The organism is Herbaspirillum sp. SJZ099, assembly GCF_007828355.1.
Lineage (GTDB): Bacteria > Pseudomonadota > Gammaproteobacteria > Burkholderiales > Burkholderiaceae_D > Herbaspirillum.
In genome coordinates, this window is sequence record NZ_VIUO01000002.1 from 193,170 (window position 1) to 213,599 (window position 20,430).

A 20,430-nucleotide genomic window follows, 5' to 3' on the forward strand; every position below is an offset into this window, starting at 1 on the left:
GCGCAGGCCTGCCGCCAAGGCCGGCAGGCACACATGCATGGAAAAACAGGCGGCATGCCGCCATTGCCACGGCGCGTCGATGCGCCGGGGAGGCGGCTTGCCGCCGGATAACAAGACCATCGAAGCGAGGAGACCAGGATGAAAACGAAGCACGCAGGGAAACAGCGTTTGCGGCAGTCTGCGGCGATCGCGCTGGCCGCGGCAGTAGCAGCGGTGGCAGGCGCGGGCAATGCCATGGCCCAGGATCCGAAAATGTCCGACGGCGTGGTGCGCATCGGCGTGCTGACCGACCTGTCCGGCACCTTCTCGGACTTTGCCGGCAAGGGAGCGGTGGAAGCGGTCAAGATGGCGGTGGAGGACTTCGGCGGCAAGGTCAATGGCGTGCCGATCGACGTGATCGCGGCCGACCACCTGAACAAGGCCGACATCGCCGCCTCCACCGCGCGCGAATGGATCGACCAGCGCAAGGTCGACATGATCACCGACATCTCCGGCTCGGCCACGGCGCTGGCGGTCATCAAGGTGGCCGGGGAGAAGAAGCGCATCTCCATCGTCACCGGCGGCGGCACCACGCGCGTGACCAACGAGGACTGCACGCCCTACAGCCTGCATTACAACCACGATACCGCCGCGCTGGCCAATGTCGCCGGCAAGTACATCGTCAGGCAGGGCGGCAACAGCTGGTACTTCATCACCGCCGACTATTCCTTCGGCTACTCGCTGCAGGCCGACACCACGGCCATCATCGAGGCCGCCGGCGGCAAGGTGGTGGGATCGGTCAAGCATCCTTTCAACACCTCGGATTTTTCTTCCTACCTGCTGCAGGCGCAAAGCAGCGGCGCCAAGATCATCGGCCTGGCCAACGGCGGCTCGGACACCATCAACGCCATCAAGACCGCCGCCGAGTTCGGCATGCTCAGCCCGGCCAGCAAGCAGAAATTCGCCGGCCTGCTGATGTTCATCAACGACGTCCATGCGCTGGGCCTGAAGACGGCGCAAGGCCTGTTCATCACCGAAGGTTTCTATTGGGATCTCAACGACGAGACCCGCAAGTGGTCGCAGCGTTTTTACAAACGCATGGGCAAGATGCCATCGGCCATCCAGGCCGCGGACTATTCTTCGGCGATGCACTACCTCAACGCCGTCAAGGCCGCCGGCACCGACGATCCGGATGCGGTGATCAGGAAGATGAAGGAAACGCCGGTCAACGACTTCTACACCAAGAACGGCAAGATCCGCGCCGACGGCCTGCTGGTGCACGACATGTACCTGATGCAGGTGAAGACGCCGGCCGAATCCAAGGGCCCCTGGGATTATTACAACCTGCGCGCCACCGTGCCCGGCGAGGATGCCTATCCGCCGCTGTCGGCCAGCACTTGTCCGCTGCTAAAGAAATGACCGACCGCGATAAGGCCGCAGAACCGGGGTTGCACGCGGCGGGTACTATAGAATAGCCTGCGCTGCGAGGCCCGCAATCCGCAGGCTTCAGTCGATTCTGGATGAGCGATGAGAAGAAAGATTCCCGGCACCAGCATGCTGGAGGCGTTCGAATCGGCGGCGCGCCATCTGAGCTTCACGCGCGCCGCGGAAGAGCTGTCCTATACCGAGGGCGCGATCAGCCGCAAGATCGCCATGCTGGAAGACTACCTGGGCGTGAAGCTGTTCAGCCGCGTCAAGAAGCGCCTGCTGCTCACCGAAGCCGGGCGCAACTACAGCCAGACGGTGCGCGCCACGCTCGACCGGCTGGAAATCGAAACCACCCTGGCCATGGCGCACGACGAAGGCCGCGTGGCGCTGGAGCTGGCGGTGCTGCCGACCTTCGGCCTCAAGTGGCTGATGCCGCGGCTGGAACAATTCCGCCTGCAGCATCCGCTGATCACCTTGAACGTCACCGCGCGCGAAGACCCCTTCCTGTTCTCCGAAGAGGGCTTCGATGCCGCCATCCATTTCGATCATCCGGTCTGGACCAATGCGGTCAGCACCTACCTGTTTACCGAGGAACTGGTGCCGGTGTGCAGTCCGGCGCTGATCGGCGCGTTGCAATGCAAGCGTCCGGCGGACCTGCTGGCGCATGTGTTGCTGCACAAGTCGGGCCGTCCCGAAGCCTGGTCGCGCTGGTTCGAACTGGCCGGCGTGGCCGACGTGCGGGCCCTCAAGGGGCCGCGCTATAACATGCACGCGATGCTGATCGAAGCCGCGCGCGCTGGCGCCGGCATCGCCCTGGTGCCGCGCACCTATGTCGCCGATGAGATCGCCGGCGGCCAATTGACCATTCCCTGGGAGATGCGCGTGCCGGGCGCCAAGGACTATTACTTCATCGCGCCCGAGGACAAGCAGGGCAATCCCGGCGTGCAGGCGTTGCGCGACTGGCTGCGCGCCGTGTCGGAGCAATATCGCAAGGAGCACGACCGCAACTGATCCGGTTCCAGGCGCGTACTTGCGCCACGCCGTCGCGCCTGTTAGTCGCTGGCGCCGATAAACTTAGAATGTTCCGCGCCTGTTGAGGAAACGAGTTTCATATTGATAAGTCCTAAACATTCATCGGCTTCTCCCATCAAATGGGACTTTGTCGCTGGTGGATACGCAATCGAGCCCCCATAATAGGCGCCACATGTTTCCAACAGCGAGGAGTCCGACGTGGCCAGAAAATCCATCACCCAGGGAAGCAGGCAGGATCCCGGCTTCATCCGTGATCCGGACGGTTTCATCAACGTGCCGGTCAGCAAGGAAACCCGGGAACAGCTGCATGCGCTGAAAGTCAGCATGCAGGTTGCCAGCCAGGCAGAAGTGATCGAAAAGGCCATCGCCATCGTCAGCGCAATCGACGCTGCGGTGCGCAAATGAACGCCATCGGCCATTGCCGGCGATGGCCGTATCCCGAAACGCAACCCTGACAAGCAGCTGTTGCGGCCGCGCCAGGAAGGGCAATGCCCTTCCTGGCGGCTTTCTTGGGGCCTGTTGTTAATTGGCCTTAGTAATATCCCGAGCGAATCACAGGGCATTGAATAATATATTGGACAACTGGGGCCGCCCACGGCACCCTAGTGCTCCTTTTCGTTCGCAGCTCTGAGGAGACACCCAACATGCCTACCTACCGTTCCTATACCACCACCCAAGGCCGCAACATGGCGGGCGCCCGCGCATTGTGGCGCGCCACCGGCATGAAGGATGGCGATTTCTCCAAGCCCATCATCGCCGTGGTCAACTCGTTCACCCAGTTCGTGCCGGGCCACGTGCACCTGAAGGACCTGGGCCAGCTGGTGGCGCGCGAGATCGAGGCGGCCGGCGGCGTAGCGAAAGAATTCAACACCATCGCCGTCGACGACGGCATCGCCATGGGCCATGACGGCATGCTGTACTCGCTGCCCTCGCGCGACCTGATCGCCGACTCGGTGGAATACATGGTCAACGCCCACTGCGCCGACGCCATGGTGTGCATCTCCAACTGCGACAAGATCACCCCGGGCATGCTGATGGCCGCCATGCGCCTGAACATCCCCGTGATCTTCGTCTCCGGCGGCCCGATGGAAGCCGGCAAGGTTATCAAGACCGTCAACACTGACAAGAAGATCATCAAGCTGGATCTGGTCGACGCCATGATCCAGGCCGGCGACCAGAACATCTCCGACGCCGACGTGGCCGAAGTCGAACGCTCGGCCTGTCCGACCTGCGGTTCCTGCTCCGGCATGTTCACCGCCAACTCGATGAACTGCCTGACCGAAGTGCTGGGCCTGTCGCTGCCGGGCAACGGCACCATCCTGGCCACCCACGCCGACCGCAAGGAACTGTTCCTGCGCGCCGGCCGTCAGATCGTGGAACTGGCCAAGCGCCACTACGAGCAGGACGACTACTCCATCCTGCCGCGCAACATCGCCACCAAGGAAACCTGGGAAAACGCCATGACCCTGGACGTGTCCATGGGCGGCTCCACCAACACCGTGCTGCACCTCCTGGCCGCCGCGCATGAAGCCAAGGTCGAATTCACCATGGCCGACATCGACCGCATCTCGCGCAAGGTGCCCTGCCTGTGCAAGGTCGCGCCGATGACCAACAAGTACCACATCGAAGACGTGCATCGCGCCGGCGGCATCATCGCCATCCTGGGCGAGCTGGCGCGCGCCGGCCTGCTGGACACTTCGCGTCCCACCGTGCACAGCAAGACCCTGGGGGAGGCCATCGAGAAATACGACATCCGCGTCACCAGCGACCCGGCCGTGCACAAGCTGTTCCGCGCCGCGCCCGGCGGCGTGCCCACGCAAACCGCGTTCTCGCAGGAAGAGCGTTTCGAGACCAGCGACCTGGACCGCGCCAACGGCTGCATCCGCGACATCGAGCACGCTTACTCGAAGGACGGCGGCCTGGCGGTCCTGTACGGCAACATCGCCGAGAAGGGCTGCATCGTGAAGACCGCCGGCGTGGATGAAAGCATCCTCAAGTTCTCCGGCACCGCGCGCGTGTTCGAAAGCCAGGACGCCGCCGTGGAAGGCATCCTGGGCGACAAGGTGCATGCCGGCGACGTTGTCATCGTGCGCTACGAAGGCCCCAAGGGCGGTCCGGGCATGCAGGAAATGCTGTACCCGACCTCGTACATCAAGTCCAAGGGCCTGGGCAAGGCCTGCGCGCTGTTCACCGACGGCCGTTTCTCCGGCGGCTCCTCGGGCCTGGTGATCGGCCACGCTTCGCCGGAAGCGGCCGAAGGCGGCGCCATCGGCCTGGTGGAAGAAGGCGACATGATCGACATCGACATCCCCAACCGCACCATCAACCTGCGCATCTCCGGCGACGACCTGGCCAAGCGCCGCGCCGCCATGGAAGCGCTGGGCGACAAGGCATGGCAACCGGGCAACCGCGAACGCGTGGTGTCGCAGGCATTGCAAGCCTATGCCGCGCTGACCACCTCGGCCGACCGCGGCGCGGTGCGCGACCTGTCGCAGCTTAAGCGCTGATGCAAACGCTAATGCAAATGCTGATGCAAATGCTGATGCAAGCGTGAGCGCCGGAAGAAACCCGCCTGAAGTTCGAGGCGGGGTTTTTTTTGTGGCGGCGATGTATTGCGGTCCTGGCCAAGTTCGACTACTACCGGCTGGCCGCTGAGCATTCCGGGCTACGCCTTGTTCGATGCCGCGCTCCACTACGACTTGCCGAATTGGCGCCTGTCGCTGACCGGCAGCAACCTGTTCAACCGCGACTATGTCACTGGCTGCTATTACGATGGGCGCTGCATCTATGGCAACAGCCGGCAGGTGCTGGCGACGGCGCGTTACCGCTGGTAAGGCGCGTCGATCTGGATGAACGGCTAGGTCGGCAAACCCTGCCTTCGCCGCAGTTCCCGGATGATGCCGCTATGGTCCAGTTCCCCATCGCCATGCTCGACCATGTCGGCGAACAGGCGGTCGGCCTGGTTGAGCATCGGCAGCGACAAGCCCACGCTGTGCGCGAAGGCGATGGCGGTGCGGGTGTCCTTGAGCTGGTATTTGGCCGGGCCGCCGGGCGTGAAGTCCGAGGCGATCATGCGCAGCGCATGCTGGCGCAGGATGGTCGAATCGGCGAAGCCGCCCAGCAACGCCTCGCGCACCTTGGCGACGTCGGCGCCGCCATGTTCGGCCAGCAGCATGGCTTCAGAGACGCTGGCGATGTTGGCTGCCACCATCATCTGGTTCACCAGCTTGGCGAGCTGCCCGCAGCCGGCCGGGCCGACATGCGTGGGCCGACCCATCAGCGCCAGCAACGGCTGCGCGGCGTCCCAGGCCGGTGCGGCGCCGCCGGCCATGATGGCCAGCGTGGCTTCCCTGGCGCCCTTTTCCCCGCCCGAGACCGGCGCATCCACATAGAGCACGCCATGTTCGCCGGCCGTGGCCGCCTGCCGCCGCGCCGTCTCCACCGGGATGGAACTCATCACCACCAGCAGCGCGCCCGGCTTCATGGCGGCGATCAGCCCTTGTTCGCCCAGCAGCAGCTCGTCGCAAGCCGGGCCGGAACTGAGCATGCAGACCAAGGCGTCGGCATCGCGTACCGTGTCCGCTGCGGCGGGCGCCAGTTGCGCGCCCAGTGTTGCCAGCGGCGCGGCCTTGGCCGGCGTGCGGTTCCAGGCCTTGACCGCCAGCCCGGCGCGCAGCAGGTGGCCGGCCATGGGCAAGCCCATGATGCCGGTGCCGATGAAGCCGATGGTCTTCATGCGGGGCTTCCTTCCCAGTGCCGGTGCATCTGGCGGAAGCGCACCGGCAGCTCGCGCACCACCAGTGCCGGGAAACCGGCCTGGAAGCGTTTGAGATGGGGCGTGTCGAGATGCAGGTCGAAGGCGCGCCGGTCGTCGTACAGCTCGTAGAACAGCACGTGGTTGGTGCCGTCGAGCCGCACCACATCGAAGCGTTGGCAACCCGCTTCGCTATTGACGGAATGATGGGCATCGTCATGCGCCAGCGCGAGAAAAGCCGCCATGCAGGCCGGCTTTACCTCGAACTCCGCGATGACGGCAAATGCGTCTGCGTTTGCCATGCGCACCCCTAGCGGACGTTGCCGCGCGCCTGGTTTTCCATCTCGCGGCGCAGCGCCACCACGTCCAGGTCGTTGAGCAGTTCCACGTCCTCGAAGCGCACCACGGTGTCCTTGGCGACGGCGCGCTTGAGCTTGACGTTATGCGCCAGGCCGATCGGCAAGGCGCCGTGGGCCAGGCTCCTGGTCGCCGGAATGGCGTTGGCCCAGACCGCGTAGCCGCCTTCGCCGTCGAGGAATTCGCCCGGCTTCAGGTCGCGCTTGGCGGTGGCCACGGCATCGCCGCGGAACTCCTTGGAGCAGCCGGTCGATTCGCCGCGCAGCACGGCCGACAGCACGCTGATGCTGGTTTCCAGGCCGATCATGTGGAACGGGCGCCACATCGAGCCGTACCAGCCCGACTTGTCGACCAGCAGGCCGTATTGCTTGAAGCAGGCGCGCGCATATTCGGTCGGCGCCTTGAAGGTGACGAACACGCCGTAGCGGATGTTGTTGAACACTTCGCGGCCGTCGGGCTCCTGGCTGGCGGCGATGTCGACCAGGCCGGCGCGCGGCAGGCGGCCGCCTTCGGATGCGGGCTTGAACACGCCGGCCAGGTCGTGCAGCCCGGTCGGCGGAAACGCCAGGCCGTCATCCGGGCAATCCAGGCCGGTGCCGTTGGCCACTGCTGCCATTTCGATCGCGGCCTTGGTGCCGTCGGTGAAAGAGTTGTACATCTTGGGATTGAAGTCGCCCTTGGCCACTTCTTCATCGGTCCAGCCGAAATAGCCCCAGACGGTATCCGGCGTCGAGTAGCGGTAGCGCGGCTCGAAGTTCATGCCCTTGCCGGCCGAGACCAGTTCGAAGCCGCACGAGCGCGCCCAGTCCACCAGTTCGCAGATGATGGCCGGCTGGTCGCCGTAGGCCATGCTGTAGACCAATCCCTTGGCCTTGGCGCGCGCCGCCAGCAGCGGGCCGCACATGGCGTCGGCTTCGACGTTGACCATCACCACGTGCTTGTTGCCGTCGATGGCCGAGAGCGCATGGCGCACGCCGGCGATCGGATGGCCGGTGGCTTCGATGATGCATTCGATCTCTTCGCAGTCGGCCAGCGCGGCGGCGTTTTCCAGCACGCAGGTGGTGCCGTTCTTGACGGCTTCGCCCAGGCTCTTGGCGGCGTAGCGTTCCTTGGGCCAGCCCACGCGGTTGAGCGCGGCATGCGCCTTTTCGACGTTGAGGTCGGCCACGCCGACCACGTGCATGCCTTCGATATGCTGCGCCTGGGCCAACACCATGGAGCCGAACTTACCGGCGCCGATCAGGCCGACGCGCACCGGGCGGCCGGCGGCCGCGCGCTCGCGCAGCAAGCTGTACAAATTCATGTCAATTCCTTCTCGTAATGTGCGGCGGCCCGATGCGTGAAGCGTCAGGCGGGCGCCGGATGCGACTGACTCGTCAAAGCGGCAGGGATGGGTTCCTTGCCGTGTCTCCTTTTTGCGGGGCGGCTGCGGTGTGAAGCGAGCGCGCAGCCAACCCGTGCAAAAAAGTTTAATCAGCGCATCTTGTTAAAACAATTAACATTTACGATAGGAATGCTTAGTTTTTCTAATTATTTGCCGCCGGGCATGCCGGGCGGGATGAATTGCTGCGCCTGCCACTGCTTCACTTCTTCCTTGAGCCAGTCCAGGAACAGGCTGACCTTCTTCTTGCGCAGGCTGTCCACCGGGCACACCACCCACTGCGTGGTCTGCGCCACCCGCGGCGGGTGGCGCAATGGGCAAACCAGCGTGCCCTCGCGCAGCTCGCGCCACATCATGAGCGAACTCTCCAGCGCCAGGCCGATGCCGTCGGCGGCCGCGTCGATGGCCATGTGGCGGCGGTCGAACAGCACGCGCCGCATCTGGTTCGGCGCACTGAGCTTGTTGAGCGAAAACCAGTAGGGCCATTGCACCTGCGACTTCACCGACTGGATCAGGCGGTGCTGCGCCAGGTCTTCCGCGTTCAGGCTGCCGGGCGCGGCGTAGCCGGGGTGGCACACGGGGAAGAACAGTTCTTCGGTCAGCCCTTCGGTGTAGAGCCCCGGCCATTGGCCGCGGCCGTGGCGGATTTCCACATCCACCGTTTCACGCGTGAAATCGGTGACCTCGTTGGTGCCGTTGAGGCGCACTTCGAGGTCGGGATTGGCGTCCAGAAAACCCTTCAGGCGCGGCAGCAGCCACTTGCTCGACAGCGTGGGCGTGGCGCGCACCGTCAACAGGGTGACCGGCCGCAGGCCGCGGATGCTTTGGGTGGCCTCGGAGATGCGGTCGATCTCTTCGGCGATCAAGGAGAAGTAGCGCTCCCCCGCCTCGGTCAGCGCCACGCCGCGCCCCACTTTCACCATCAGGGACGTGCCCAGGTGCGTCTCCAGCGCCTGGATCTGCTGGCTGACGGCCGAGGGCGTCACATTGAGTTCGTCGGCGGCCGCCGAAATGCTGCCGGAGCGGGCGGCGGCGTGGAATACGCTGATGGCGCGAAGCGGCAGATACATACGCTAACCCTTTAAATTTTCTAAAGATTAATGAAAAATAAATTAATTGTACTTCACCAATAAACCTTTTAAATTCAAGCTCGAATGCACCGTAGCAGCCACAGAGCTGCACTATCAGGACATGGCCGCCAGCCCGCTGCAACCGGCAGGCGGCACTCCTCCGACACATAAAAACTGGAGACACAGCATGAGCAAAACCAACCCGCCGCGCGGCGTGTCGCGCCGCTCCGTCCTGGCCGCCGCCGCGGCCCTGCCGCTGGTGACGATCTGGAGCAAACCGGCGCGCGCCGCCGAATTCAACTACAAGCTGGCCACCGGCCAGTCGCTCGACCAGCCGATCAACGCCCGCTTGAAGCAGGCCACCGAGCGTATCCGCGAAGCCAGCTCGGGCCGGCTCGACATCCGTTTCTTCCCGGCCAGCCAGTTGGGTTCCGATACCGACCTGCTGACCCAGGTGCGCACCGGCGGCGTCGAGTTCCTCAACATCGCCGGCTCGGTGCTGTCGACCGTGGTGCCGCTGGCGGCCATCACCAATGTCGGCTTCACCTATTCCGATTACCAGCAAGTGTGGTCCAGCGTGGATGGCGAACTGGGCAAGATCATCCGCGCGCAGATCGACAAGAGCGGCATCGTGTCGGTCTCCAAGGCCGCCGACAACAGCTTCCGCCAGATATCGTCGACTTCCAAGCCGATCAAGGCCCCGGCCGACCTGCAGGGCTACCGCATCCGCGTGCCGGTGTCGCCCATGTTCACCTCGCTGTTCAAGGCGCTCGGCGCCAACCCGACCTCGATCAACTTCAACGAGCTGTACACGGCGCTGCAAACCAAGCTGGTGGACGGCCAGGAAAACGGCTTGGTCGCCATCGATGCCGGCAAGCTGTATGAAGTGCAGAAATACATCAGCCAGACCAACCACATCTGGGACCCGTTCTGGCTGCTAGGCAACCGCCGCGCGTTCAACAATCTGCCGGACGACCTCAAGGCGATCGTGCGCCGCGAATTCGACCGCGCCAGCGTCGAGCAGCGCGGCGATGTCGAACAGCTCAACGTCTCGCTCAAGGAGCAGCTCACCAGGAAGGGCATCGTCTTCGACAGCGCCAACCGCGACGCCTTCCGCAAGGCGCTGGCCGACGCCGGGTTCTACAAGGAATGGAAAGACAAGTTCGGCGCCGCGCCGTGGGCCGCGCTGGAATCGGTCGTCGGGAAGATGACATGAGTGCCGTGCACAGCATGCAGCCGGGCGCGGCGATGGGAACGCACGATGCCCCGCGCAGCCTGATCGACGCCTGCCAGCACTGGTTGCAGAAGTCGGTGGAGACGCTGGCGGCGGTTGTGCTGGTGGCCGAGGTGGCGATCCTGATGGCCGGCATCGTCGCGCGCTCGGTGCTGCACAGTTCCCTGGTGTGGAGCGACGAGCTGGCCTCGATCCTGTTCCTGTGGCTGGCCATGCTGGGCGCGGCGCTGGCGGTGCAGAAGAATTGCCACATGCGGCTGACCTTCTTCGTCTCCAAGCTGCCGCCGCGCGCCCAGGTATGGGCCGAAACGCTGGCCATCGGCGTCACGCTGGTGCTGCTGGCGATGGTGCTGCACCCCAGCTTCGATTACGTGGAAGACCAGGGTTTCGTCGAAACGCCGGCGCTGGGATGGAGCGGCATGGTGCGGGCGCTGGCCTTGCCGGCCGGCTTCGTGGTCGCGCTCGCCAGTTGCGTGCTGCGCCTGCTGCAGCATGGCAAGCGCGACGTGGCCAGCGTGGCGGCGCTGCTGGCGCTGGTCGCCGGCGGCTGCTACCTGGCCGCGCCGATGCTGGCGGCGATGGGGCAGCAGGCGCTGCCGGTGTTCTTCCTTGGCATGCTGGGCGTGGCGGTGATGGCCGGCGCACCGATCGCCTTCGCCTTTGCCATCGCCACCAGCGCCTATTTGCTGTGCACCACCTCGACCCCGCTGGTGATCGTGGTCGGGCGCATGGACGAGGGCATGAGCAGCCTGATCCTGCTGGCCGTGCCGATGTTCGTGCTGCTGGGCCAACTGGTGCATGCCACCGGCCTGGCGCGCGTGATGGTCGAATTCCTGGCCTCGCTGGTGGGCCACGTGCGCGGCGGCATGTCGTATGTGCTGCTGGGGGCGATGTTGCTGGTGTCGGGCATCTCCGGATCGAAGACCGCCGACATGGCCGCCGTGGCGCCGGTGCTGTTTCCCGAAATGCGCAAGCGCGGCATGCAGGACAGCGAATTGATTTCGCTGCTGGCCGCCTCCGGCGCAATGAGCGAAACCATCCCGCCCTCGCTGGTGCTGATCGCAATCGCCTCGGTGACCGGCATCTCGATCGCGGCGCTGTTTACCGCCGGCATCCTGCCGGCGATCGTGCTGGCCGTGGTGTTGGCGGTCGTGGCCTGGTGGCGCGCCGGTAGCGACCATGTGGAAACCGCGCGCGCTCCCGCCAAGTATGTGCTGCGCACCTTCGCCATCGCGCTGCCGGCATTGCTGCTGCCGTTCGTGATCCGTACCGCCGTGGTCGAAGGCGTGGCGACGGCGACCGAGGTCTCGACCATCGGCATCGCCTATTCGCTCATCGTCGGCCTGCTGATTTATCGGGGCAGCCTGAAGTGGAGCATGGCCATGCCGATCCTGGTGCAGACCGCCGCCTTGTCGGGCGCGATCCTGTTCATCGTCGGCGCCACCAGTGCGATGGGATGGGCGCTGACGCAATCGGGTTTCTCGCACGACCTGGCCGCCATGATGACCCATGTGCCGGGCGGCGCCACCGGCTTCCTGCTGGTGTCGATCGTGGCGTTCATCGTGCTGGGCAGCGTGCTTGAGGGGATTCCCGCCATCGTGCTGTTTGCGCCCTTGCTGTTTCCGGTCGCGCACCAGCTCGGCATCCATGAAATCCACTACGCGATGGTGGTGATCCTGGCCATGGGTTTGGGCGTGTTCGCGCCGCCATTCGGCCTGTGCTACTACGCCGCCTGCATCATCGGGCAGGTGCCGCCGGAGACCGCGCTCAAGCGCATCTGGCTGTATCTGGGCGTGTTGCTGGCGGGGTTGGTGGCCATTACATTCATTCCCGCGATTTCAACCTGCTTCCTCTGAATCGCGATTGCCGGGCAGCAGGCGGCAAGCGCGGCCGGCGCGGACTGTGGCCGCGCCGGCCTTGCCGATACGCGCTCGGGCGGCGGCATCGGCTGCAGTGACTTTTTCTCACAGGGCGCGGCTTTAATATCCATTGAGCCGGCGTTTTCCGTCTCTCATAATCTGCTCCAATCATGCATGTTTCGGCACGGTCGATCCGGCGCCGCAGCGAAAAAATTGGGACAGGAGACAACGTGGAAGAGACGCAACGCAAGAGCAACGGCAGGGTAGCAGTAATCACCGGAGGCGCGGCCGGCATCGGCGCCGAAGTGGGCGAGCAGCTGGCGGCAGCCGGCTATCACATCGTCATTGCGGACCTGGATCTGGCGGCGGCGCAAGCCACCGCCGCACGCTTCCAGGGCCAGGGCCATGCGGCATCGGCGCTGCAGATGAACGTGGCCGACGCGCAATCGATCGCCGCCGGCTTCAGCCAGATCGGCCAGGAGTTCGGGCGCTGCGACGTGCTGGTCAACAGCGCCGGCATCGCCAAGGTCTTGCCTTTCGTCGAATACCCGCTCGACATCTTCCAATCGACCATGAACGTCAACGTCACCGGCAGCATGCTGTGCGGCCAGCACGCGGCGCGCCTGATGATCCCCAAGCATTGGGGCCGCATCGTCAACATCGCCTCGGTGGCCGGCATGCGCGCCGTGGGCAGCGGCCGCACGGCCTATGGCACTTCCAAGGGCGCGGTGATCGCATTGACGCGCCAGATGGCGGTCGAGCTCTGCCCGCACGGCATCACCGTCAATGCGGTGGCGCCGGGGCCGGTCGATACGCCGATGACGCGGGTCCTGCATACCGATAAATTCCGCGAAGAATATACGCGCGCCATCCCGATGAAACGTTACGGCACGACGGCCGAGATCGCTTCGGCCGTGACCTATCTCGCCTCGGATGGCGCTTCGTATGTGAACGGCATCGTGCTGCCGGTGGATGGCGGGTTCCTGGCGCATGGCGCCGGTTCCATCTGAGGCCTGTTTGCAAAGGTTGGCGCACCGGCGCCGTTTTCGATGGCTCCGGTGCGCAGTGATGAATCAGCAGTCAGGAGTGGCCGGCGAGGCGCAGGATGCGTTGCGCCATGCGGACGTTGGCGTAGTCGACCATCTTGCCGTCGACCGACACCGCGCCCTTGCCGTTGCGTTCGGCATCCTCCATGGCCGCGACGACGCGCTGCGCGAATGCCTGTTGCGCAGCGTCCGGAATGAACGCATCGCGCGTGGCTGCGATTTGCGATGGGTGGATGACCTGTTTTCCATCGAAGCCCATCGCCGCCGCTTTCTCGGCCCAGGCCTGGGTGAGCGTGGCATCCCGGTACGCGCCGCATGGGCCGTCGACGGCGCGCAGGTTGAATGCGCGGGCTGCGACCAGGAGCCGCATCATCGGATAGGCGAACAGGTCGAGCGGCGCGCTCAGGTAGTTGCCCGCGGCAGCAACGGTTTGCCGGTAGCCGTCCGGCGAACTGCCGATCTCCGTGCTGCGGGCGCCGATGGAAGCGGCGAAATCGCCGACGCCAAGGTGCAGCGCCGAAACCCGCGCATGGCTTTGCGCCAGCGCATCGACTTGCACCAGGCCGAGCGCGGTTTCGATGAGCAGTTCCAGTTGGAGCGGTTGGGCGCGCGCCGTTTCGGATGCATCCAGCCAGCCGGCAATGGCGGCGATGTCGCCGCAGCGTTCGGCCTTGGGGATGATGATGGCGTCGAGCCGGGAGGCCTTCTTGGCCAGCGTCTCGATTTCGGCTTGCAGGAAACGGCTGCCAAAGGCATTGACGCGTACGGCCACATGCTTGCCGCTCCAGTCGAGTTCCTGCAGCGCCAGCAAGGCGTCGTCCAGCGCCTGCTGTTTTTCGGACTCGGGAACCGCGTCTTCCAGGTCGAGGAAGACGGCATCGGCCTGCGAGCGGGCCGCCGACTCCACCAGCCGTCGCCGATGGGCCGGCACGGCAAGGAAGGTGCGCACGATGCGTACGGTTTGCCCGGAGCTGGCCGGAGTCATGCGGCGCTCCGCTGGCGCAAATGTTGCAGGCCGAGCTCGCCCAGGATGGCGTCGTTGTGCTGGCCCACGGCAGGAACCGGATGCATGGCCGGTTCCAGGCCGTCGATCGTGATGGCGGGCAGGAACATGGTTTGCGGGCCGTGGGGCGAGTCCACTTCGCGGGTGCGCTTGCGGGCATGCAATTGCGGATGCCGCGTGAATTCTTCCACCGTGTTCATGCGCGCGTTGGCAATGGCGGCCTGGTCCAGCCTGGCGAGCAGCTCGTCGCTGCTCCAGCGGGCGAAGCGTTCTTCGATGAGCTGTTCGAGCGCATCGCGGTTGACCAGCCGCTGCGGATTGGTGGCAAAGCGGGCATCGGTGCCGACGGACGGGTCTTCCAGCACCGTCTGGCAGAACGACTCCCATTCGCGGGCGTTCTGGATGCCGAAGAAGATGCTGCGGCCGTCGCCGGCGCGGAACGGGCCGTAAGGAGCAATCGTGGCGTGGCGCATGCCGGTGCGCTTGAGCGGTGCGCCGGTGCCGCTGGTGTAGAAGGCCGGGTAGCTCATCCATTCGGCCATGGAATCGAACAGCGAGACTTCGAAGGCGGTGCCCTGGCCGGTGCGTTCGCGATGATAGAGCGCCATGAGGATACCGTTGAGGGCATACATGCCGGTGGCGGTATCGGCAATGGCCAGCCCGCATTTGGCCGGTTGCTCTTCGGTGCCGTTGATGGCGAGGAAGCCCGATTCGCACTGCACCAGCAGGTCATAGGCTTTTTTCTTGCCGTACGGGCCGCCGCTGCCGTAGCCGGAAACGTCGCAGGCGATCAGCGCCGGAAAGCGCTTGACCAGCGTGCGCGCGTCGAGCCCGAGTTTGGCGGCGGCGCCCGGCGCCAGGTTTTGCAGGAACACATCGGCCTTGGGCAGCAGCGCGTCGAGGACCTGCTTGCCCTCGGGGCTCTTGATGTCGAGCGCCAGGCTTTCCTTGGAGCGGTTGGTCCAGACGAACTGACTGGACATGCCGTTCATGGCGGTGTCGTAGTCGCGGCAAAAGTCGCCCCGGCCCGGACGCTCGATCTTGATCACCCGCGCGCCCCAGTCGGCCAGGTGGCGCGAGGCGATCGGTGCGGCAATGGCTTGTTCAAGCGTCACCACGGTGACGCCGGAAAGAGGAAGTGGCATGTCTGGTCTCCAGGACGGTTGGATTTTTCGTTGTAACGAGGCGAATGTCGTGCCGATGAAAAATCTTAGCCCGCAAAAGGAGACCCCGGGAAATACTCTTTTTGACTAGGGGGTATAGCCAAAACCAATGTGGTGGATGCCTGCAGCCGGCCAGGGAGATTAGGGCGTTACCTTCAGCGACGGCGCCAGGTCGGCCACGATCGCCTGGATGCAGTCCTGCACCGCGCGCGATGCGGCGGTCTGCGGGACGGAATTGAGGCGGCACAGCGCGACCGAGCGCTCCAGCGTCGGCTCCACCAGATAGCGCGCCGGCAGTTCGCCGTGGCTGCCGATGGTGATGAAGCCGGACAGGATCGTGGCGACGCTGCCGCGGCGGGCCAGCGAGAGCATGGTGGGCAGGGAGTCGATATCGGCGACGACGTTGAGCTCCAGCCGTTCGGCGGCAAACGTGCGTTCCACCAGCAGGCGCAAGCCGTTGGATTTGCCCGGCAGGACCAGCGGCACGCCGGACAGCATCGACAGCGGCAGCGACCGCGCCATTGGATCGCCGATCCAGGCCGCGCCGTGCACGGAGAGCAGTTCGTTGAACAGCGGGATGACGCTGATGCCGCGCGTCTCGGTCTCGCGGAACAGGATGGCCATGTCCAGCCGGCCGTTGGCCAGCAGTTCGGAGAGGCTGCCGCTCATGCTCTCGATGATCTGCAGTTCGATGCCGGGATACCTGCTGCGCATGCGGTCGAACAGCGGCACGGCGATGACAGTGGCGACGCTGGTGGGCAGGCCGATGGCGACCGGGCCGGAGAGTTCGTACTCGCCGCGGCGTACTTCGGCGCGCATCTGTTCGACCTGGCCGAGGATGGTTTTTGCATGCCGGTACATTGACAGTCCGGCCTCGGTCGGCCGCACGCCGGACCAGCTGCGCAACAGCAATGGAAGACCCATGTCGCCTTCCATTTCGACGATCTGCTGGCTCAGCGAGGGTTGCGAAATGGCCAGCTTCAGCGCGGCCTTGGAAAGGCTGCCGGCTTCGACGACGGCCACGAAGTAACGCAATTGTCGTACGTCCACGAACTTGTCTCCTACAGGTTCCATGGCGGGCGCCACACATGGAGAAACGATGGAAAAGCGGTGTTTTTATGGTTGGTATAGGCGTGGATTATATCCTCTATTGGCAATTCGTATTTGTAGCGCGGGCTTTTAACTCCCTATACTTTTTTCCAGCACCGGAGCAAGGCCCCGCCTTGCAACGATGGCCAATACCGCCGCAACACCACTACAACGATCGAGACATCAGGAGGCATCACCATGGCTGCACAAGCCCAGACCATCTTTATCAACGGCGCCTGGAGCGCCGCAGCATCGGGGGCGTCCATCGACGTGCGCAACCCTTCCGACGGTGAAGTGTTCACTGCGATTGCGCGCGGCGCCAAGGACGAAGTCGAGCGCGCAGTGCAGGCCGCGCGCCGCGCGCTGGCAGGCGCCTGGGGCAGCATGGCAGGCTTCGAGCGCGGCCGTATCCTGGCCCGGCTGTCGCAACTGATCCTGGACAACGAAGAAGACCTGGCGCAGCTTGAGGCGCGCGACACCGGCAAGCCGATCAGCCAGGCCCGCACCGATATCAAGGCCACGGCACGCTACTTCGAGTTTTATGCCGGCGCCTGCGACAAGATACTAGGCGACGTGCTGCCGTTCCTCGACGGTTTCCAGGTGACCGTCCAGCGCGAAGCGCGCGGCGTGGTGGGATTGATCATCCCGTGGAACTACCCGGCGTCGATGTTCGGCCGCACGCTGGGCCCGGCGCTGGCGACCGGCAACACCGCCATTCTCAAGCCGGCCGAAGACGCCAGCATGAGCTGCATCCGCCTGACGCAACTGGCCGCGCAGGCCGGCTTGCCGGCGGGCGTGCTCAACCTCGTCACCGGCCTGGGCGAAGAGGCCGGCGCGGCCTTGTCGAACCATCCGGATGTGGATTTCCTGTCCTTCACCGGCTCGCCGGAGGTGGGCACGCTGATCCAGACCGCGGCGGCGAAGAACCATGTGCCATGCGTGCTGGAGCTGGGCGGGAAATCGCCGCAGATCGTCTTCGACGATGCCGATGCAGAACTGGCCGCCAGGACGATTGTCGGCGTCATCACCCAGAATGCCGGGCAGACCTGCTCGGCCGGCAGCCGCGTGCTGATCCAGCGTTCTATCTACGACCGCTTCTCGGCGCTGCTGGCCGAAAAGATGGCCGCCATCCGCGTCGGCGCGCCGGCGGCCGACTTGCAATGCGGCCCGGTCATCAACGCCACCCAGGCCGACAAGGTCAAGGGGTTCATCGACCGCGCGCGGAAAGACGGCATCAAGGTGCTGGCGCAAGGGGGCATGGATGCCAGCGTAGTGAAGACGGGTTACTTCGTGCCGCCGACCTTGTTCGGCCCGGTGCCGACCACCCATGAACTGGCCCAGGACGAAGTGTTCGGGCCGGTGCTGGCTGCCATTCCGTTCGAGGACGAGGCCGAGGCGATTGCCATCGCCAACGGCACCGAATACGGCCTGGTGGCAGGCCTGTGGACCGAGAACGGCGCGCGCCAGATGCGCGTGGCCAAGAAGCTGCGCGTCGGCCAGGTATTCATCAACAACTACGGCGCCGGCGGCGGCATCGAACTGCCGTTCGGCGGCGTCAAGCGCAGCGGGCACGGCCGCGAAAAGGGCCTGGAAGCGCTCAAGGAATACACCGTCGCCAAGACCATCGTGCTGCGCCACGGTTGAACAGAACAACGCCATCCCATCAGGAGACAGACTGCATGACACCCATTCCCGAGTTTTCCCGCGCGGCCGTGCTGCGCGAATTCAAGGCGCCGCTGAAGATCGAAGAAGTGCCTGTGCCGCGCGAGCTCGAACCCAATGCCGCCATGGTCAAGATCGAGATGTGTTCGATCTGCGGCACCGATATCCATTTGTGGCAGGGCTCCCTGTCGCTGAAGGTGAACCTGCCCGTGATCATCGGCCATGAAATGGTGGGCCGGGTGATCCGCGCCGGCAAGGGCGTGGAGACCGACTCGGTCGGCACGCCGCTGAAGGTCGGCGACCGGGTGGTCTATACCCATACTTCCTGCGGCGGCTGCTATTTCTGCACCACTGCGCGCAAGCCGACGCTATGCATCAACCGCCGCGCCTACATGTATGAAAACATCGAGCAGTCGCCTTACTTGCTGGGCGGGTTTTCCCAATACGGTTACGTGCTGCCGCAGTCCGGCCGCTTGCGCGTGCCTGACTCGGTTCCCAATGAGCTGGCCAGCCTGTCGAGCTGCGCGCTGCGTTCGGTGATGAACGCCTTCTCGCAACTGGGCGAGATCGAGCCGACCGAGACCGTGCTGATCCAGGGCGCCGGCCCGCTGGGCCTGCTGGCGACGGCCAATGCCCGCGTCCGCGGCGCCCGCAAGATCATCGTGGTCGGTTCGCCGGCGCCGCGCCTGGAGATGGCGCGCCAGTTCGGCGCGGATGTCTGCATCCCGGTGGAAGGCACGACCCCGCAGGAACGCCTGGACCTGGTGCTGCAGCACACCGAAGGGCGGGGCGCCGACATCGTCATGGAGTTCACCGGCGCGCCATCGGCCTTCAATGAAGGCCTGGCGCTGGCCCGCAAGGGCGGCCGTTACCTGGTGGTCGGCCAGTTGGGCGAAGGCGCCACCACGATGCAGCCGTCAATGATCGTCAAGAAGAACCTGCAGGTGATCGGCTCGTTCTCGGGCGATGCGCGCAGCTATTCGCTGGCCCTGCAGTTCCTGGAAAAGCACCAGGACGATTTCCCGTTCCAGAAAATGATCACCGGCCGCTACAAGCTCGATGAGGTCAACCTGGCGCTGGAGCGCATGAAGAATTTTGAGGAGATCAAGCCCGTGATCGCCGTCGACTGAGCGATGCCGGCAGCGCCGCGATAGAGAACCAGGCAGAGATCCAACGCATACCAAGGGTAGGGAGACAGCCGATGCTGCGGCAGGGTACCGCCTTGCCGTCGCCAGGCACATAAACGCCGACAACGGTCGGCAATTACATCAAGGAGATAGCAATGACTTTCGATCGCCGCAAATTCCTCATCACCGGGGCAGGTTCCGTCGCATTGGCCGCATCCGGCGTGATGGGCGCACCCTGGATTCGCCGTGCACATGCGGCCGAGTTCACCTACAAGGTCGGTACCGACTTGCCGGCTTCGCACCCGCTCAATACGCGTATCCAGGAAGCGGCCGATGCCATCAGGAAGGAAACCGACGGCCGCATGGAAATCCGCCTGTTCCCCAACAACCAGCTGGGCGGCGATCCCGACATGTTCGCCCAGTTGCGCGCAGGCGCGCTGGAGTTCTTCACCTTGTCCGGGGTGAACGCACTGTCGGCGCTGGTGCCGAAGACGGCGATTTCGGGCGTCGGCTTTGCCTTCAAGGATTACAACCAAGTGTTCTCGGCGCTGGACGGCGAACTGGGCGCACACCTGCGCGGCCTGATCAACAAGGCGGGACTGGAAGTGCAGGACAAGATCTGGGACAACGGCTTCCGCCAGATCACCAGCAGCGTCAAGCCGATCGCCACGCCGGGCGACCTGAAAGGCATGAAGATCCGCGTTCCGCCGGGACGCGTATGGATTTCCTTGTTCCGGGCCCTGTCGGCGGCGCCCACTTCGATCAGCTTCAATGAAGTGTATTCATCGCTGCAGACCCGGGTGGTGGAAGGCCAGGAGAATGCACTGGCGGTGATCGATTCGGCCAAGCTGTTCGAAGTCCAGAAGTATTGCTCGATGACCAGCCACATGTGGGATGGCTTCTGGTTCCTGGGCAACCGCAACGCCTGGCAGAAGTTGCCCTCCAGCGTGCGCGACGTGGTGTCCAGGCATCTCAATGCCCATGCGATGAAGCAGCGCGAAGATGTCGCCAGGCTGAACGCTTCGCTGCAAAAGGACCTGGAGGCGAAAGGCCTGGTCTTCAACCGGCCCAACATCGATGCCTTCCGCGATGTGCTCAAGAAGGGCGGTTTCTATGCCGAGATGCAAAAGACCTTCGGCGATGAAGAATGGTCGCTGCTCGAAAAAGTCACAGGGAAGCTGGCATGACTCCGGCCATCGCTGAAGAGTTCGCCGCGGCGCGCGGCGGCGAGGCAGCGGTTGCCGGG

18 protein-coding genes are annotated in these 20,430 nt (G+C 64.7%); 11 read left to right on the top strand and 7 right to left on the bottom strand.

What is annotated here, in order from left to right; all coding sequences use genetic code 11:
- Positions 1 to 138: 138 nt before the first annotated feature.
- The 5 genes from FB597_RS05910 (at position 139) to FB597_RS05930 (ending at position 5,273) form a co-directional block, all read left to right on the top strand.
- Entirely contained in the window at positions 139 to 1,398 is a 1,260-nt protein-coding gene (locus FB597_RS05910; protein WP_183405696.1) for an ABC transporter substrate-binding protein, read from the top strand.
- A gap of 108 nt (positions 1,399 to 1,506) precedes the next feature.
- The gene (locus FB597_RS05915; protein WP_141914018.1) at positions 1,507 to 2,418 is read left to right on the top strand and encodes a LysR substrate-binding domain-containing protein; all 912 of its coding nucleotides are present in this window, start codon (positions 1,507 to 1,509) and stop codon (positions 2,416 to 2,418) included.
- Positions 2,419 to 2,637: 219 nt separating this feature from the next.
- Positions 2,638 to 2,844, top strand: a complete 207-nt coding sequence (locus tag FB597_RS05920; protein WP_141914017.1) for a hypothetical protein — start codon at positions 2,638 to 2,640, stop codon at positions 2,842 to 2,844.
- A gap of 239 nt (positions 2,845 to 3,083) precedes the next feature.
- Positions 3,084 to 4,946, top strand: a complete 1,863-nt coding sequence (gene ilvD, locus FB597_RS05925; protein WP_144768611.1) for a dihydroxy-acid dehydratase — start codon at positions 3,084 to 3,086, stop codon at positions 4,944 to 4,946.
- 105 nt (positions 4,947 to 5,051) lie between these two features.
- A complete protein-coding gene (locus tag FB597_RS05930) occupies positions 5,052 to 5,273 on the top strand; it encodes a TonB-dependent receptor (RefSeq protein ID WP_144768613.1) in 222 nt (73 codons plus the stop codon).
- Positions 5,274 to 5,296: 23 nt separating this feature from the next.
- Here the strand turns inward: FB597_RS05930 and FB597_RS05935 are convergent, their stop codons facing one another.
- From FB597_RS05935 to FB597_RS05950, 4 genes are all read right to left on the bottom strand, one after another.
- The gene (locus FB597_RS05935; RefSeq protein WP_144768615.1) at positions 5,297 to 6,175 is read right to left on the bottom strand and encodes an NAD(P)-dependent oxidoreductase; all 879 of its coding nucleotides are present in this window, start codon (positions 6,173 to 6,175) and stop codon (positions 5,297 to 5,299) included.
- Complete coding sequence (locus tag FB597_RS05940) at positions 6,172 to 6,495, bottom strand: putative quinol monooxygenase (protein ID WP_144768617.1); 324 nt, start codon at positions 6,493 to 6,495, stop codon at positions 6,172 to 6,174. Before FB597_RS05940 ends, FB597_RS05935 begins: the two co-directional genes overlap by 4 nt.
- An 8-nt stretch (positions 6,496 to 6,503) precedes the next feature.
- A complete protein-coding gene (locus FB597_RS05945; RefSeq protein ID WP_144768619.1) occupies positions 6,504 to 7,853 on the bottom strand; it encodes an NAD(P)H-dependent oxidoreductase in 1,350 nt (449 codons plus the stop codon).
- Between the two features lie 227 nt (positions 7,854 to 8,080).
- Entirely contained in the window at positions 8,081 to 9,001 is a 921-nt protein-coding gene (locus tag FB597_RS05950; RefSeq protein ID WP_144768621.1) for a LysR substrate-binding domain-containing protein, read from the bottom strand.
- 187 nt (positions 9,002 to 9,188) lie between these two features.
- Between FB597_RS05950 and FB597_RS05955 the strand changes: the two genes are divergently transcribed.
- From FB597_RS05955 to FB597_RS05965, 3 genes are all read left to right on the top strand, one after another.
- Positions 9,189 to 10,217, top strand: a complete 1,029-nt coding sequence (locus tag FB597_RS05955; protein ID WP_141914010.1) for a TRAP transporter substrate-binding protein — start codon at positions 9,189 to 9,191, stop codon at positions 10,215 to 10,217.
- Positions 10,214 to 12,091, top strand: a complete 1,878-nt coding sequence (locus FB597_RS05960; protein ID WP_186442742.1) for a TRAP transporter large permease subunit — start codon at positions 10,214 to 10,216, stop codon at positions 12,089 to 12,091. Before FB597_RS05955 ends, FB597_RS05960 begins: the two co-directional genes overlap by 4 nt.
- Positions 12,092 to 12,324: 233 nt before the next feature.
- Positions 12,325 to 13,104 carry an SDR family NAD(P)-dependent oxidoreductase gene (locus FB597_RS05965; protein ID WP_255515732.1) on the top strand — a complete coding sequence of 260 codons (780 nt, stop codon included), beginning with the start codon at positions 12,325 to 12,327 and terminating at the stop codon, positions 13,102 to 13,104.
- A 70-nt stretch (positions 13,105 to 13,174) separates the two neighbouring features.
- Here the strand turns inward: FB597_RS05965 and FB597_RS05970 are convergent, their stop codons facing one another.
- The 3 genes from FB597_RS05970 to FB597_RS05980 form a co-directional block, all read right to left on the bottom strand.
- Positions 13,175 to 14,125, bottom strand: a complete 951-nt coding sequence (locus FB597_RS05970; RefSeq protein WP_141914008.1) for a CoA ester lyase — start codon at positions 14,123 to 14,125, stop codon at positions 13,175 to 13,177.
- The gene (locus tag FB597_RS05975) at positions 14,122 to 15,288 is read right to left on the bottom strand and encodes a CaiB/BaiF CoA-transferase family protein (protein WP_141914007.1); all 1,167 of its coding nucleotides are present in this window, start codon (positions 15,286 to 15,288) and stop codon (positions 14,122 to 14,124) included. Before FB597_RS05975 ends, FB597_RS05970 begins: the two co-directional genes overlap by 4 nt.
- A gap of 159 nt (positions 15,289 to 15,447) precedes the next feature.
- Positions 15,448 to 16,380, bottom strand: coding sequence for a LysR substrate-binding domain-containing protein (locus FB597_RS05980; RefSeq protein ID WP_221292208.1), 933 nt, complete (start codon positions 16,378 to 16,380; stop codon positions 15,448 to 15,450).
- Between the two features lie 213 nt (positions 16,381 to 16,593).
- Between FB597_RS05980 and FB597_RS05985 the strand changes: the two genes are divergently transcribed.
- From FB597_RS05985 to FB597_RS05995, 3 genes are all read left to right on the top strand, one after another.
- Positions 16,594 to 18,039 carry an aldehyde dehydrogenase family protein gene (locus FB597_RS05985; RefSeq protein ID WP_144768625.1) on the top strand — a complete coding sequence of 482 codons (1,446 nt, stop codon included), beginning with the start codon at positions 16,594 to 16,596 and terminating at the stop codon, positions 18,037 to 18,039.
- A 35-nt stretch (positions 18,040 to 18,074) separates the two neighbouring features.
- A complete protein-coding gene (locus FB597_RS05990; RefSeq protein ID WP_141914005.1) occupies positions 18,075 to 19,187 on the top strand; it encodes a zinc-binding dehydrogenase in 1,113 nt (370 codons plus the stop codon).
- A 152-nt stretch (positions 19,188 to 19,339) separates the two neighbouring features.
- Positions 19,340 to 20,371: a TRAP transporter substrate-binding protein gene (locus FB597_RS05995; protein ID WP_141914004.1), complete on the top strand. Its 1,032-nt coding sequence runs from the start codon at positions 19,340 to 19,342 to the stop codon at positions 20,369 to 20,371.
- Positions 20,372 to 20,430: the final 59 nt, after the last annotated feature.